Source organism: Streptomyces sp. NBC_01244 (genome assembly GCF_035987325.1).
Classification (GTDB): Bacteria; Actinomycetota; Actinomycetes; order Streptomycetales; family Streptomycetaceae; genus Streptomyces.
This window is the reverse complement of sequence record NZ_CP108488.1, coordinates 2752672-2767582: the sequence shown is the minus strand read 5'-3', so window position 1 is coordinate 2767582 and position 14911 is coordinate 2752672. Positions and strand designations below refer to the sequence as shown.

At 74.6% G+C, this 14911-nt stretch carries 11 protein-coding genes and 1 pseudogene; 5 read left to right on the top strand and 7 right to left on the bottom strand.

All coding sequences use genetic code 11. From position 1 onward, the window contains the following. Window positions 1–99 precede the first annotated feature (99 nt). The 4 genes and pseudogenes from trpB to lgt all read left to right on the top strand — a co-directional run bounded on the left by trpB (window position 100) and on the right by lgt (window position 4450). On the top strand, window positions 100–1356 hold the full coding sequence (trpB, locus tag OG247_RS12230) for a tryptophan synthase subunit beta (protein ID WP_327252263.1): 1257 nt from the start codon (window positions 100–102) through the stop codon (window positions 1354–1356). Next, entirely contained in the window at window positions 1353–2165 is an 813-nt protein-coding gene (trpA, locus tag OG247_RS12225; protein WP_327252262.1) for a tryptophan synthase subunit alpha, read from the top strand. Before trpB ends, trpA begins: the two co-directional genes overlap by 4 nt. Window positions 2166–2287: 122 nt before the next feature. Further along, window positions 2288–3073: pseudogene (locus tag OG247_RS12220) on the top strand (DsbA family protein); the annotation flags it as partial. Window positions 3074–3427: 354 nt separating this feature from the next. Next, the gene (gene lgt, locus OG247_RS12215) at window positions 3428–4450 is read left to right on the top strand and encodes a prolipoprotein diacylglyceryl transferase (protein ID WP_327252261.1); all 1023 of its coding nucleotides are present in this window, start codon (window positions 3428–3430) and stop codon (window positions 4448–4450) included. A gap of 73 nt (window positions 4451–4523) precedes the next feature. Here lgt and OG247_RS12210 read toward each other — a convergent pair whose 3' ends face one another. From OG247_RS12210 to OG247_RS12180, 7 genes are all read right to left on the bottom strand, one after another. Further along, window positions 4524–5345: an HpcH/HpaI aldolase/citrate lyase family protein gene (locus tag OG247_RS12210; protein ID WP_327252260.1), complete on the bottom strand. Its 822-nt coding sequence runs from the start codon at window positions 5343–5345 to the stop codon at window positions 4524–4526. After that, window positions 5342–6517: a CaiB/BaiF CoA transferase family protein gene (locus tag OG247_RS12205; RefSeq protein WP_327257439.1), complete on the bottom strand. Its 1176-nt coding sequence runs from the start codon at window positions 6515–6517 to the stop codon at window positions 5342–5344. The genes OG247_RS12210 and OG247_RS12205 overlap by 4 nt, the downstream gene beginning before the upstream one ends. Before the next feature lie 65 nt (window positions 6518–6582). Next, window positions 6583–7488 carry a ribokinase gene (rbsK, locus tag OG247_RS12200; protein WP_327252259.1) on the bottom strand — a complete coding sequence of 302 codons (906 nt, stop codon included), beginning with the start codon at window positions 7486–7488 and terminating at the stop codon, window positions 6583–6585. Further along, window positions 7485–8894, bottom strand: a complete 1410-nt coding sequence (locus OG247_RS12195; RefSeq protein ID WP_442813604.1) for an ADP-ribosylglycohydrolase family protein — start codon at window positions 8892–8894, stop codon at window positions 7485–7487. Before OG247_RS12195 ends, rbsK begins: the two co-directional genes overlap by 4 nt. Window positions 8895–9622: 728 nt before the next feature. Beyond that, window positions 9623–10825, bottom strand: coding sequence for an ADP-ribosylglycohydrolase family protein (locus OG247_RS12190; protein WP_442813260.1), 1203 nt, complete (start codon window positions 10823–10825; stop codon window positions 9623–9625). Continuing rightward, on the bottom strand, window positions 10822–12285 hold the full coding sequence (locus OG247_RS12185; protein ID WP_442813603.1) for an ADP-ribosylglycohydrolase family protein: 1464 nt from the start codon (window positions 12283–12285) through the stop codon (window positions 10822–10824). Before OG247_RS12185 ends, OG247_RS12190 begins: the two co-directional genes overlap by 4 nt. A 281-nt stretch (window positions 12286–12566) precedes the next feature. After that, window positions 12567–13553 carry an ADP-ribosylglycohydrolase family protein gene (locus tag OG247_RS12180; RefSeq protein ID WP_327252258.1) on the bottom strand — a complete coding sequence of 329 codons (987 nt, stop codon included), beginning with the start codon at window positions 13551–13553 and terminating at the stop codon, window positions 12567–12569. Between the two features lie 268 nt (window positions 13554–13821). Between OG247_RS12180 and OG247_RS12175 the strand changes: the two genes are divergently transcribed. Continuing rightward, window positions 13822–14553, top strand: a complete 732-nt coding sequence (locus OG247_RS12175; protein ID WP_327252257.1) for a VIT1/CCC1 transporter family protein — start codon at window positions 13822–13824, stop codon at window positions 14551–14553. Window positions 14554–14911: the final 358 nt, after the last annotated feature.

The window sequence follows — 14911 nt, the reverse complement described above, 5'->3', positions numbered from 1 at the left end:
CACCGCCGTACGTCCATGCCCCAGCGGGGTGTGCGCGTCGCGGGCGGACGGCGCCATACGGTGAAGACATCCGCGTCGCATCCGTAGGAGTACCTGGGCATGTCCAGCGCCAGCAATTTCTTCATCCCGGACCCCGAGGGTCACATCCCCAACGCCGAGGGCTACTTCGGCGACTTCGGCGGCAAGTTCATCCCGGAGGCGCTCGTCGCCGCCGTGGACGAGGTCGCCGTCGAGTACGAGAAGGCCAAGGGCGACCCGGCCTTCGCGGCCGAGCTCAACGACCTGATGGTCAACTACACCGGCCGCCCCAGCTCCCTCACCGAGGTGCCCCGGTTCGCCGAGCACGCCGGCGGCGCGCGGATCTTCCTCAAGCGCGAGGACCTGAACCACACCGGCTCGCACAAGATCAACAACGTGCTGGGCCAGGCGCTGCTCACCAAGCGCATGGGCAAGACCCGCGTCATCGCCGAGACCGGAGCCGGCCAGCACGGCGTGGCCACCGCCACCGCCTGCGCCCTGTTCGGCCTCGAGTGCACCATCTACATGGGCGAGATCGACACCGAGCGCCAGGCCCTGAACGTGGCCCGGATGCGCATCCTGGGCGCCGAGGTCATCGCGGTGAAGTCCGGCTCCCGGACGCTGAAGGACGCCATCAACGAGGCGTTCCGCGACTGGGTCGCCAACGTGGACCGCACCCACTACCTCTTCGGCACCGTCGCGGGCCCCCACCCCTTCCCCGCCATGGTCCGCGACTTCCACCGGGTCATCGGCGTCGAGGCCCGCCGCCAGATCCTGGAGCGCACCGGCAGGCTGCCCGACGCCGTCGCGGCCTGCGTCGGCGGCGGCTCCAACGCCATCGGCCTGTTCCACGCCTTCATCCCGGACGCGGACGTCCGCCTGGTCGGCTTCGAGCCCGCCGGGCACGGCGTGGAAACCGGTGAGCACGCGGCCACGCTGACCGCGGGCGAGCCCGGCATCCTGCACGGATCGCGCTCCTACGTCCTCCAGGACGAGGAGGGCCAGATCACCGAGCCGTACTCCATCTCGGCCGGTCTGGACTACCCGGGCATCGGCCCCGAGCACTCCTACCTCAAGGACGCGGGCCGCGCCGAGTACCGGGCCGTCACCGACGACCAGGCGATGCAGGCCCTGCGGCTGCTCTCGCGCACCGAGGGCATCATCCCGGCCATCGAGTCCGCGCACGCCCTCGCGGGCGCCCTGGACCTCGGCAAGGAACTCGGCAAGGACGGCCTGCTCGTCGTCAACCTGTCCGGCCGCGGCGACAAGGACATGGACACCGCCGCCCGTTACTTCGACCTGTACGACGCGAACGCCTCCGAGGGGGAGTCCAAGTGAGCGGCACCATCGAACTCCTGTCGGCGACCCTCGCGAAGGCGAAGTCCGAGGACCGCGCGGCCCTCGTCGCCTACCTCCCGGCCGGCTTCCCGACCGTCGACGGTGCCATCGAGGCCGTCAAGGCCGTCATCGCCGGCGGCGCGGACGTGGTCGAGATCGGCCTCCCGCACAGCGACCCGGTCCTGGACGGCGCGATCATCCAGACCGCCGACGACATCGCCCTGCGCGGCGGCGTCAAGATCGCCGACACGCTGCGGACCGTCCGCGAGGCGTACGAGGCGACCGGCGCCCCGATCCTGGTCATGACGTACTGGAACCCCATCGACCGCTACGGCGTCGAGCGGTTCACCGCCGAGCTCGCCGAGGCCGGCGGCGCGGGCTGCATCCTGCCCGACCTGCCCGTCCAGGAGTCCGCGCTGTGGCGCGAGCACGCGGCCAAGCACGGTCTGGCGACCGTCTTCGTCGTGGCTCCCAGCAGCAAGGACGAGCGCCTCGCCACCATCACGGCGGCCGGCTCCGGCTTCGTCTACGCCGCGTCGCTGATGGGCGTCACCGGCACCCGCGAGTCGGTCGGCAACCAGGCGTCCGACCTGGTGCGCCGTACCCGCGCCACCAGCGACCTGCCGGTCTGCGTGGGACTGGGCGTCTCCAACGCCGTCCAGGCCAAGGAGGTCGCCGCCTTCGCCGACGGCGTGATCGTCGGCTCCGCCTTCGTGAAGCTGCTGCTCGACGCGCCGGACCTGCCCGCCGGGCTGGCCGCCGTCAAGGCACTGGCGGGCGAGCTCGCCGAGGGCGTGCGCCGGAGCTGACGGGCGGAGCGTTCGATCGGCCGACCGGACCCCTGAGCGGGTTCTGTAGCCCGATCGGGTGGAAGTAGGGGCAGGGAGGCACGAGAGTGCCTCCCTGCTTCGTTTGGCCGAACGTGAGCGACATGAACGACGGTGCGAACCGCGATGCGACGAAACGATCGGCCCGTGAGCGACTCCAGGCGGAGCGCGAGAAGCAGAAGGCGAGGGACAAGCGCCGGCGGACCCTCGTCGTGTCGGCGGCGGTGGTCGGCGTGCTCGGGCTGGCGGCCGTCGTCGGCCTGATCGCGGCGAACACCGGCAAGGGCGGGTCCTCCGCCAAGGGCGGCCCGCTGGTGGCCCCGTCCGGGGCCACGGGCAAGGACGCCCTCGCCATCCAGACCGGCAAGGACGGGGCCCCCTCCACGCTGACCGTCTGGGAGGACTTCCGCTGCCCGGCCTGCAAGGCCTTCGAGACCAACTACCGGGACATCGTCCACGACCTCGAGGCCAAGGGCCTCCTCAAGGTCGAGTACCACCTCGTCACCCTGATCGACGGGAACATGGGCGGCACCGGCTCGCTCAAGAGCGCCAACGCGGCCGCCTGCGCACAGGACTCCGGGAAGTTCGCCCCGTACCACGACGTGCTCTTCGACAACCAGCCCGAGGAGACCAACGACGCCTACGGCAACAACGCCAAGCTGCTGGAGCTGGCCGGGAAGGTCGACGGACTCGACACGGCCGCGTTCCGCACGTGCGTCGAGGACGGGACGCACGACAGCTGGGTGAACAAGTCGCAGGAGGCCTTCCGCGCGGGCAAGTTCCGCGGGACCCCGACCGTGCTGCTCGACGGCAAGGACATCTTCGGGGACCAGGCCAACCCGCTGACCCCGCAGAAGCTGAGGGAGAAGGTGGAGGCGGCAGGCAAGGGCGGCCCGGGCGCGGTGAAGGGCTCTCCGTCCCCGTCGGCGTCCGGCTCCCCGGCCAAGTCCAAGCCCGGATCCGGGTCCGCGTCGCCGTCCGCGTCCGCGTCCGGCTCGGCGAAGGCCTCCTCCGCCCGCACGGGCACGTCCTCGGGCTCCTCCGCGGGTTCCTCTTCCGGTTCCTCCTCATCCCCGGCCGCGCGCTCCGCGGGCCGGCCGGCCACGGGCGGTTCGGGCTCCGCCGACGACTCCCCGGACCACGCCGGGATGCCCATGGGGCACTGACGGCCGTCTCGATTCGGCAGCAGCTTGCCGGACGGGTTGCGGTCACCACCGTCCGGCAAGGTAGCGTCGGGTCTTGCCATGAACCTTGCCTTCATTCCCAGTCCGTCGACGGGCGTGCTCCAACTCGGACCGATCCCGCTGCGCGGCTACGCGTTCTGCATCATCATCGGCGTCTTCGTCGCCGTCTGGCTCGGCAACAAGCGCTGGATCGCGCGCGGCGGTAAGCCGGGCACGGTCGCGGACATTGCCGTGTGGGCGGTGCCGTTCGGCCTGGTCGGCGGTCGCCTCTACCACGTGATCACCGACTACCAGCTCTACTTCGGCGAGGGCCGCGACTGGGTCGACGCCTTCAAGATCTGGGAAGGCGGCCTCGGCATCTGGGGCGCCATCGCGCTGGGCGCCGTCGGTGCCTGGATCGGCTGTCGCCGGCGGGGCATCCCGCTGCCGGCCTGGGCCGACGCCCTGGCCCCCGGCATCGCGCTGGCCCAGGCCTGCGGACGCTGGGGCAACTGGTTCAACCAGGAGCTGTACGGCCGCGCCACCGATCTGCCGTGGGCGGTGGAGATCACCGACGGCCCGAACCGGGTCGCCGGGACCTACCACCCGACCTTCCTCTACGAGTCCCTCTGGTGCGTCGGTGTCGCCCTGCTGGTGATCTGGGCCGACCGCCGCTTCACGCTCGGACACGGGCGGGCGTTCGCGCTGTACGTCGCCGCGTACTGCGTGGGGCGCGGCTGGATCGAGTACATGCGGGTCGACGAGGCCCACCACGTCCTCGGCCTGCGCCTCAACGTCTGGACCTCGATCGTCGTCTTCGTGCTCGCCGTCGTCTACCTGGTGCTGTCGGCGAAGCTGCGGCCGGGCCGCGAGGCGGTCGTCGAACCGGACGCGAACGCCGTGCCCGGCGCCAAGGACGCTGACACGGTGGCCGGCGCCGAGGGCGGGGACACCCCGGCCGGGGAGGCCGCAGCCGAGGGCGACGAGGCCGATGCCGGGGCCGCGGCCGCCGAGGCCGAGCCGGCGGACGCTGCGGACGCCGAAGGCGAAGCCGAAGCCGACGGCGAGGACAAGGCAGGGGCCCCCGGGGCCAAGAAGCTCTGACCGGGATTCCGGTCGAAACGGGAGGGGCGCCGCGCACACCGCGCGGCGCCCCTCCCGTTTCGCGTGCGCCGGGTCAGGAGAGGACCGGCGCGTCCCGGCGGGACAGGGCCACGACCCGTTCCGCGCCCGCCAGCATCGCCGGGTCGACGAAGCGGCCGTCGGGCAGGGCCACCGCGCCCGGGGTGCGGCGGGCCGCGGCCACGATCTCCTCGGCGGCGCTGACCTCCGCCGGGCCGGGCAGGTAGGCCCGCTCGATCACCGGGAGCTGGCGCGGGTGGATCGCCGCGCGCCCCAGGAAGCCGAGGGCCCGGCCCCGGGCGCAGGAGGCCGCCAGCGCCTCCAGGTTCCGGATGTCGGGGAACACCGACTGGGCCGGCGGCGCCAGCCCGGCCGCCCGGGCCGCGACCACCACCCGGGAGCGCGGCCAGTCCAGGCCGGACTCCGAGGTGACGCCCAGGTCCGCCCGCAGGTCCGCCTCGCCCAGGGACAGGCCGCGCAGGGCGGGGTGCGCGCGGGCGATCTCGTAGGCACGTTCCACGCCGATCGCCGACTCCAGCAGGGCGTACAGGGCCACCCCCGCGGTGCGGTCGGCGGTGGCGACGATCTGCGCCGGCGAGGAGATCTTGGGCAGGCGCAGCCCGGCGAGGCCGCCGAGCCCGGCCAGCGCGCTGAGGTCGGCGCCGCCCCAGGGGGAGTCGAGGGCGTTGACGCGGACGTGGACCGGTACCGGGTGCCGGTCGCCGAGGAGTTCGGCGGTGGCGCCGCGGGCGTACTCCTTGCGGGAGGCCGACACCGCGTCCTCCAGGTCCACGATGACGGCGTCGGCCCCGGCCTGCAGGGCCTTGGACACCACCTCCGGGCGGTCGCCGGGTACGTAGAGCCAGGTCAGGATCACAGGGCCCCCTCCGTGCGGAGAGCGGTGATCTCGGCCGGGGAGAGGCCGATCTCGGCGAGGACGGCATCGGTGTCCGCGCCGTGCGGGCGGCCCGCCCAGCGGATGGAGCCGGGGGTCTCCGACAGTCGGAACAGGACGTTCTGCATGCGGATCGGGCCCAGCTCCGGGTCCTCGACCTCGGTGATCGTGTCCAGGGCCGCGTACTGCGGATCGGCCATGACGTCCCGTACGTCGTAGACCAGCGCGACCGCGGCCTCGGCCTCCTCGAAGGCGGCCGTCACCTCGTCCGCCTTGTGACGGGCGATCCAGCCGCCGACCGCCTCGTCGAGCACGTCCGCGTGACCGGCCCGACCGGAACCCGACGCGAACCACGGCTCGGAGATCAGCTCGGGCCGGCCCACGAGCCGCATCACGCGCTCGGCGATGGACTGGGCGGAGGTGGAGACCGCCAGCCAGCGGCCGTCCAGGCTGCGGTACGTATTGCGGGGCGCGTTGTTGGTGGAACGGTTGCCGGTGCGCGGCTGGACGTAGCCGAGCTGGTCGTACCAGAGCGGGTGCGGCCCGAGGACGGTCAGGATCGGCTCGATGATCGCCAGGTCCACCACCTGCCCGTGCCCGGTGCGGTCGCGTCCGGCGAGCGCCGCCATCACGGCGTACGCGGTGGTCAGCGCGGCGATCGAGTCCGCGAGCCCGAACGGCGGCAGGGTCGGCGGACCCTCCGGCTCCCCGGTGATCGCCGCGAAGCCGCTCATCGCCTCCGCGAGGGTGCCGAAGCCGGGGCGGTGGGCGTACGGGCCCTCCTGGCCGAAGGCCGTCACGCGGGTCAGGATCAGCCGCGGGTTCGCGGCGGACAGCTCGGGCCAGCCCAGACCCCAGCGCTCCAGGGTTCCGGGGCGGAAGTTCTCGATCACCACGTCGGCGGTGGCGACGAGGCGCAGCAGGGTCTCCCGGCCGCCGGGCGTGGACAGATCGAGGGTCATCGTCCGCTTGTTGCGGCCGAGCAGCTTCCACCAGAGGCCGATGCCGTCCTTGGCGGGGCCGTGGCCGCGGGAGGGGTCGGGGCGGGTCGGGTGCTCGACCTTGACGACCTCGGCGCCGAAGTCGCCGAGGAGGGTGGCGGCGAGGGGACCTGCGAAGAGGGTGGCGAGGTCGAGGACGCGGAGCCCTTGCAGGGGCGGGGCGGCGGCGGTGGTGCCGGTCCCGGTCCCGGTCCCGGTGGTGTCCTGGCCGGTGTAGGTCACGAGGCGGCTCCGGAGCGGGCGAAGGTGTCGGTCTGGGAGCGGGTCGGCATCGAGTCCTGGGCGCCGGGGCGCTGCACGGACAGGGCGGCTGCCGCCGAGGCCCAGCTCAGGGCTACGGGCATCGGCCGGCCCTCGCTCAGGGCCACGGCGAGCGCGCCGACGAAGGTGTCTCCGGCGGCGGTGGTGTCCACGGCCCGTACGTGCGGCGCGGGCACGGCCAGCGGCTCGCGGCCGCGGGCGGCGTACAGCACCCCGGCCGCGCCGAGGGTGACGACCACCTCCGGCACGTCCTGGAGCAGGGCCGCCGCGGCCAGGTGGACGTCGGTGAGCCCGGTGAGCGCGGCGGCCTCGTGCTCGTTGGGCACCAACAGGTCGGTCGCGGCGAGGAGTTCGGCCGGCAGCGGCTGGGCGGGGGCCGGGGTGAGGATGGTCCGGACCCCGTGGGCGCGGGCGGCGAGGGCGCCGGCGAGCACGGCCTCCAGGGGCAGTTCGAGCTGGAGGAGCAGGGAGTCGGCGGCGCCGATGCGGGCGGCGTCGCCCGGTTCAAGGGAGGTGACGAGGGCGTTGGCGCCGGGGATGACGATGATGCTGTTGCCGCCCTCGTCGTCCACGGTGATGTGCGCGGTGCCGCTGGCGCCCTCGACGGTGCGCAGGGCCGCCGTCTCGACCCCGGCGCCGGCGAGCGCCGAGCGCAGCCGTACGCCGAACTCGTCGGCCCCGACCGCACCGATCATCACCACCTCCGCGCCCGAACGGGCGGCGGCGACGGCCTGGTTGGCACCCTTTCCGCCGGGAACGGTGCGGAAGGAGCGGCCGGTGACGGTCTCCCCGAGACGGGGGGCCTTGGCCACGTAGGCGACGAGGTCCATGTTGGTACTGCCGAGCACGGCGATGGCCGTCATGAGCGGGCTGCCTCCTGTGCGGTGAGGTGGGCGAGGGTGTCGAAGCCGATGCCGTCGAAGCCGGGGACGGTGGTGGCGAGGCGGTTCTTCAGCGGGGCGGTCCAGCGGTGCGGGATGGCTTCGGGGGAGCCGGTGATCAGTCCGGCGAGGGCGCCCGCGGTGGCGCCGTTGGAGTCGGTGTCCCAGCCGCCGGAGACGGCGCGGCAGACGGAGTGGGTGAAGTCCCCGTCGGCGTGGGTGAGGGCGGCGGCGATCACTGCGGTGTTGGGGACGGAGTGGACCCAGTGGTAGTGGCCGTAGCGGGCGTGGAGCAGGTCGACGACGGTATCGAATCCGGTACCGGTGTTCCGCGCGTCCGAGGCCGTACGGATCCCGAAGCGGACGGCCTCGGCGAGGCGGGAACGGGGCGGTACGACGGCCAGGCCGGCCCGGAGCGCGGTGTGCACGTCGGCCCGGCCGGTGGCCGCGGTGGCGGTGGCGGCGGCCACGAAGGTGGCGGCGTGGGCGCCGTTGCCGGTGTGGGTGAGGGCGGCGTCCCGGTACGCCTGGGCCGCGGCGGCGGCCGGGGCGCCCGGGTTGGTCCAGCCGTGGACGTCGGCGCGGATCAGGGCGCCGATCCATTCGCGGAAGGGGTTGTGGTGGGTGGCGGTGGCGGGGGGCTCCAGGCCCTGGAGGAGGTTGCGGTACGCGACCCGCTCGGCCGTGAACGTACGGCCGGCCGGGAGCTCGTCGAGCCAGAGCCGGCCGACGTCGGCGGTGGTGAAGCCCTTGCCGTGGCGCTGGAGCAGGAGCAGGCCGAGGAGGGGGTAGTTGAGGTCGTCGTCCTCGGGGGTGCCGTCGATGTTCTCGGCGAGGGAGGTGGGCGCGGAGCGGCGGTTCCAGGGGTGCGCGGCGAGTACCTCCGGCGGTACGCCGCGCTCGGTGAACCAGTCGTCGAGCGGCCAGTTCCCCGCGGCCCGGGCCAGGGCCCGGATCCCGTGCAGGGGCAGCTTCTCCACGGGCTTCCCGAGCACGCAGCCGACGGCACGGCCGAGCCAGGCCGCCTCCAGCCTGCGGCGCAGGGCGGGGCCGCCTGAGGCGGCATCCGCCGGGCCCCTTGCGAAGCGGGCCCGGGCCTCGGCCCCGGCTCCGACCCGGACCTCCGTCCCGGCCTCGGCTCCGGCCCCGGCCTCGTCTCCGGCCTCGTCTCCGGCCCCTGCTCCGGTTCCGGCCCCGGCCCCCGCTCCTGCTCCGGCCTCGGCCTCGGCCCCGGCCCCCGCTCCGGCTTCGGCTCCGGTTCCGGCTCCTGCTCCGGCCTCGGGCCCAGGCCCGGCCCCGGCCCCGGCCCCGGCCCCGGCCCCGGCCCCGGCCCCGGCCCCGGCCCCGGCCTCGGGCACGGGCACGGCTCCGGCTTCGGCCCCGGGCACGGCTCCGGTCCTGGCTCCGGCCTCGGGCACGACATCGGACTCGGCCTCGGGCACGACATCGGCCTCGGCCTCGGCCTCGGCCTCGGTTTCTGGGTGGTGGGGCGGGGTGGGGGTGGAGAGTTTCCCCACCCCGCCCCTTCCCGGAGCCAGGGGCAGGCCCCTGGACCCCGGGGCGCGGGCGGCCCGGTGACCCGCGGGGTCGGGCCGAGGGGTCGGTTCGGCGGGTGTGGGGAGGGCCGCGAGGGCCGTCAGGAGGTCCGTGGCCAGGGCGCGGAGCGCCGGTGGGGCCGGTGTGGGGGAGGCGCCCGCCCGGGCCGGGGCGAGGTGGCCGCCCGCCGCGAGCCAGACCCGCAGCAGCGGCTCCGCGGCTTCCCCGCGGCCGTCCTCGGCTGCCTGCCGGAACTCGTGGCCGACCAGGTCCTCGGGCTGGACCCAGGTCAGCCGGACGGGCCCGGCTCCGCCGGCCGGGGCCGGTTCGGCGTCCCGGGTGGGCAGGCTCGGTCCGGGGGTGGGGACCGGTTCGCCGTCCGGGGCCGGCAGGCCCGGGTGGTCGGGGTTCAGGGGGGTGACCCTGGTTTCGGGGTGGGGTGGGGTGGGGGAAGTCTCGGGCCGGGCCGGGCCGGGGGTGGGCGTGGGTGGGGCCGAGTCGAGGGTCCCTGCTCCCGTGGCGCCCAGGGTGGCCGCGTCCGGGGCCGGGGGAGCGGGCGGGGGCGCCGGCCGGGTGGGGGTCATCGGGGGGCCGTCAGCGCCGCGAAGGCGGCTTCGTGGGTCCGGCGGCGGGAACGGTCGCGTGCGAAGACCTCCCGGGTCACCGCGGCCAGCGCAACGGCCGGGGCGCGCAGGTCCAGGCGGCTGGCCTCCGCGACCCGGTCCGCCCAGGCGGGGGGGACGGCAGGAACGCCCGACAGGGCGCCCGCGATCGCGCCGGCCATGGTCGCGATGGAGTCGCAGTCCCGGCCGTAGTTGACCGCGCCGAGCACGGAGGTCTCGTAGCAGCCGTCGCCGACGAGCAGCATGCCGAGCGCGACCGGGAGTTCCTCGATGGAGTGCAGGCGGGAGGGGCGCCGTGCGCCCAGGGACGGCGTGCGGTAGTCCGGGCCGACCGAGTCGTACGGGGCGACCGCCGCCCGGAGGGGGGCCAGCGCCGACTCGAAGTCCCGGTGCCCGGCGGCGACTTCGCAGACCGCCGCGATGGCCGCGCGGGTGCCGTCCTTGGCCAGGGAGAGGGCCGTGTCCACCACGGAGGCGGCCGTCGCCCCCGGCACGCAGGCCGCGGCCACCGCGGCCGCGAACACGCCCGCCGCCTCCCGCCCGTACGAGGACTGGTGCGCGCCGGTGACGTCCAGTGCCTCCGCGTACGCCCCGGCCGGATTGCCCGCGTTGACGAGGCCGACCGGCGCCATGTACATCGCCGCGCCGCAGTTCACGATGTTGCCGTTGCCCGCCTCCCGCGGGTCCGCGTGCGCGTAGTGCAGCCGGGTCACGATCCATTTCTCGGCGAGGAAGATCCGCTGGAGGGGGAGGGCGTCCGCCTCCAGCTCCGGGATCCAGCGGGGGGTGGTCATCAGGTCCGGCACCAGGTGCTCGGCGATCGCGTACGCGTCCAGGTGGTCCCGTACGGCCTCGTAGACCCGTACCAGCGCGTGCGTCATCAGGGTGTCGTCCGTGACGTGGCCGTCGCCCTTGTGGTACGGGGCGATCGGGCGCGCCGTACGCCAGTCCTCGTGCCACGGGCCGACGATGCCGCGCACCCGGCCGCCGTGCCGCTCCACGATCTGTTCCGGGGTCCAGCCCTCCACCGGGCCGCCCAGCGCGTCGCCGACGGCCGCGCCGACGAGGGCGCCGACGATCCGGTCGTCCAGGGTGGGGGAGGAAGTGTGGGTGCCGGGAGCGGGGTCCACGGGGGTCAGGGTCGTCATGTCGGTCGTCATGTCCGGGGCTTTCCTTGGGGCTTGGGTGAGGTGAGTTCCGTACGGGTGAGCAGCGCGGCCAGTTCGACGAGGTCGGTGCCCGCGAGGCGGGGGAGGGCGCAGCCGGAAAGGGTGCGGCACGCTTCGCGCCAGGCGGCGGGGAGCGAGTCGCCGCCGCCGAGGGCGCCGGTCAGCGCCCCGGCGAGGGCGGGGGCGGAGTCCGCGACGCGTGACAGGCAGGCGGCGGCCGGGACCGCCTCGCCGACCCGGCCGCGGGCGGCGGTGGCGAGGGCCAGGGCCACGGGAACGGTTTCCGCGGCGGCGATGCCGTAGCTGTAGACGTGGTCGACGATCTGGTGCTCCAGGAGCGGGACGATGGCGAAGGCCCCGCCGGTCGTCTCGGCGCGGGCGAGTTTCACCGCGTGCCGGGCGTTGCGGCCGATCTCGGTGGACTCCGGGAGCTGCGCGAGGGCCGCGTCGACGGCGGCGTCGGTGTCCGCGGCCGTGCAGGTCCCGGCGGAGGCGAGGGCGGTGGCGATGGCGGCGGCCATGGCGCGGGCGCCGTGGACCCCGTCGCCGTCCTGGGTGTAGCGGGCGTCGAACTCGGCGAGGTCCGCGGCGGCTTCGGGGTCCCCGGGATGGACGACGGCCAGGACGCAGGCACGGATGCAGGCGGCGTCGTCGAAGTAGTGCGGGTTGTCGTGGCCGGTGGCGGGCGGGCGCAGGCCGGCGGCGAGGTTGCCGAGGCCCGCGCGGACGGAGATCCGGGCGCGCAGGGGAAGGACGGCGGACTCGACCTCGGGCGCGCGTTCCGCTGCCGCGGCCACCTCGCTGGCCAGGGCGTTCCAGGCGAGATCGATGGCGGCGCGCATGCGGCGGGACCGGGAGAGGTCGCTGAGCAGCACTCCGGCGGCGGTGAGGACGGACTCGGCGGCGAAGGCGGCCCACTCGGCGTCGTCGGAGGGGCCGAGTCGGAGCGGTTCCGGGGGCTGGTTGAGGGCGATCGGGACGGGGAGCGTGGTGGTGGCGTTCTGCTCGGCGAAGGTGTCGAGCTCGCGGGTGAGGCGACGGGTCCACTCGGGCATGCGGCTGGCCCGGTGGCGTGCCGCGGGCCACCCGGCGGCGTCGCCCGCGGCGAGCCCGAGCAGCAGCCCCTCGATCCGGCGGGGCCCCGCGGGGGCGGGCCCGGGGGTCGCCTCGGCGCGCGGCTCGGCGGTGGCCGTGGCCGTGGCCGTACGGGGCTGCGCTCCCCGCGGAGCGGCGGGTCCCGCCGGGGCCGGCCCCGGCGGAGCGGCGGTGGCCGCCGGGGGGACGGTGAGCGGGCCTGCGGTGGCCTCCGTGGGGGCGGTACGGGCCTGCGTGCGCGGCGGGGCGGCGTGCCCCGCGGCGGTCGGCTCCGGGGCGGGCGGGCTTTCTTCGCCCCCGCCCCTTCCCGACACCGGGGGCGGGCTCCCGGGCCCCCGGACCGGCGCGGCCGACACCTCGGCGGGCCCGGGGGCGGCATGGCCCCGTACCCCGGTCGCGGCGCGAAGGAACTCGGGCACCGGCACGTCCCGGCCCCGCGCCGGTTCGGGCCCGCAGGCCGCAGGGGCGACGGGCTCGCCCGCTTCGTGGGTCAGGGTGTCGCCTTCCGGGGGTCGCGCGGCCCGGGCGCCGTCCTGGGGGGTGGCCTCCTCGGGTGGGGCGGTCGGTGGGAGGGGTGGGTTCGTGGTGGTGGCGGGGGAGGTGGAGGGGGAGGTGGGCGGGGAGGTCGGGGTCAGGGTCATCGGGGGGTCTCGGTTTCCGGGGTGAGGAGGTCCGCGATGTCCAGGACGTGGTAGCCGCGCATCGAGGGGAGGCAGCTGCCGCGGACCGGGCCGATCGCCGAGGACCAGGCGGCCGGGATGGCGGGGGCGCCGGCCATCGCGCCGGCGAGTGCGCCCGCAACGGCCGCCGTGGTGTCCGCGTCGCGGCCCATGTTGACCGCCATGAGGACGGAGGAGGCGAAGTCGCCACCGCACGCGGCGAACGCGCCGAAGGCGAGGCCGACCGCCTCGGGGGCCAGGTCCGTCCAGGGGTAGCCGCCGATGACCACCGCCGAGCGGACCGCCCGCTCGCCGCGCGGGGCGGCCGTCACGGCTCGGCGCAGGGAGCGGGCCGTCCAGGAGTCGGAGGGGATGACGGAGAGGGCCGCCGAGATGACGGAGGCCGCGGACCCGCCGGCCATCGCCGCCGCGACCCCGGCCGCGACGGCCTGGCCGCCGTAGATGCCCTCGCCGTCGTGGCTGACGCAACCGTCGATGGCGACGAGCCGGGCGGCCTCGGCCGGGCGGCCCGCCGCGAAGACGCCGAAGGGGGCCGCCCGCATGGCCAGACCGTCCGACCAGGCGTGCCGGTGCTGGGCGGAGATGGGGGCCGCCAGGCCACGCCGGAGGTTCTCCAGGGTGCCGCGCTCCGAGAAGCCCGCGCCGCGGAAGGGGCCTTCGTCCAGATCCGCGATCCAGTGGTGCCACGCGCGTTCGACGTGGGCGACCGTCAGCGCCGACCCGTGGCGGGCCAGCAGCAGGCCCGAGAAGATCGCGTACTCCGTATCGTCCGTGCCCGCCGGGTCGTCCGAGACGAAGCCCTCGATCCGGCCCCACTTCGCCCGGATCTCCGAGGGCTTCATGTTCTCCGCGGGGGCGCCCAGCGCGTCACCCACCGCGAGTCCGAGAAGAGCGCCCCGGGCCCGTTCGAGGAGGACCTGCGGATTGCATGCAATCAGCTCCATGGCGCGCCTCTCCACTTGATGGGACTCATATTGAGCCCTTGGGGGATTTGTGCCATGGCATGTGGTTTGTCGCTCGTCGCGAAACACCCGCCGCGGGCCGCCGTCACCCGGTCGCCGATCCCCAAAACCCCAGGTAAGTACGGCCTTCCTTGCTGGCGGGCGGCAAAAATCGTGCGTAGTTTCGAGGTGTTCCGGGGGAGTGGGTGTCCGCGCGTCGTCCATGGCACAGCTCTGTGCACTCACTCGTACAAAAGGGGAGATAGTCGGCATGTCCATCATTGATATCGAAGCACCGCTTCACGCCGCCCACCGCGACAACCACACCCACCGTGACGTCAACGGCGGATGGCTGCGCCCGGCGGTCTTCGGTGCGATGGACGGGCTGGTCTCGAACCTCGCGCTGATGACCGGCGTGGCGGGCGGCGCCGTCGCCCCGCACGTCATCGTCGTCACCGGCCTGGCCGGCCTCGCCGCCGGAGCCTTCTCCATGGCGGCGGGGGAGTACACCTCGGTCGCCTCGCAGCGTGAGCTCGTGCTCGCCGAACTCGACATAGAGCGCCAGCAGTTGCGCAAGCACCCCATCGACGAGATGGAGGAGCTGGCCGAGCTCTACGTCTCGCGCGGCGTCGAGCCGGCGCTGGCCCGCGAGGTCGCCATGCAGCTCTCCCGCGACCCCGAGCAGGCGCTGGAGATCCACGCCCGCGAGGAGCTCGGGATCGACCCGGACGACCTGCCGTCGCCGATGGTCGCCGCGGTGTCCTCCTTCGGATCGTTCGCGCTCGGCGCGCTGCTCCCGCTGCTGCCGTACCTGCTCGGCGCGGTCACCCTGTGGCCGGCGGTCCTGCTGGCGCTGCTGGGCCTCTTCGCCTGCGGCGCGGTGGTCTCCCGGGTCACGGCCCGGTCCTGGTGGTACAGCGGGCTGCGCCAGCTCGTCCTGGGTGGCGCGGCCGCGGGTGTGACGTACATCCTGGGAACCTGGATCGGCGGGGCCGTAGGCTGACCGTGCAGGGAGTGAGACACTATGCAGTACGCAACATAAGTAGTCAGTTACTCGGCGGTTTCGATTCCGTGTCCGCCGGGCATCAGACCCTGGGCGCCGGGCAATGAGGCCCGCCCCGTGCCGGGACCTTCGTCCCGTGTCCCGATGGCAGGACACCCGCGAAAGTCCCCTCTTGTCTGCCCCGTGCAGTGTCCGCATGCTGGAATGACGTATCCGCTTCTCGGGATTGTCGTCATCATGTAATCTGCACGAAATTTCGCAGAGGGCCAACGTCGTCCCTCGGCTATGCACATATGCCACGACGACGACGGGAGAGCCGATGCGTTCCGCATCCACGCACTCCGCGACCGGCCTCAGC

Excerpts from the sequence above, each read along its gene's own strand:
- trpB (WP_327252263.1), top strand. The coding sequence starts at position 100 with ATGTCCAGCGCCAGCAATTTCTTCATCCCGGACCCCGAGGGTCACATC.
- lgt (WP_327252261.1), top strand. The coding sequence starts at position 3,428 with ATGAACCTTGCCTTCATTCCCAGTCCGTCGACGGGCGTGCTCCAACTC.
- rbsK (WP_327252259.1), bottom strand. The coding sequence starts at position 7,488 with ATGACGGCCATCGCCGTGCTCGGCAGTACCAACATGGACCTCGTCGCC.
- OG247_RS12190 (WP_442813260.1), bottom strand. The coding sequence starts at position 10,825 with ATGACGACCGACATGACGACCCTGACCCCCGTGGACCCCGCTCCCGGC.
- OG247_RS12180 (WP_327252258.1), bottom strand. The coding sequence starts at position 13,553 with ATGGAGCTGATTGCATGCAATCCGCAGGTCCTCCTCGAACGGGCCCGG.
- OG247_RS12175 (WP_327252257.1), top strand. The coding sequence starts at position 13,822 with ATGTCCATCATTGATATCGAAGCACCGCTTCACGCCGCCCACCGCGAC.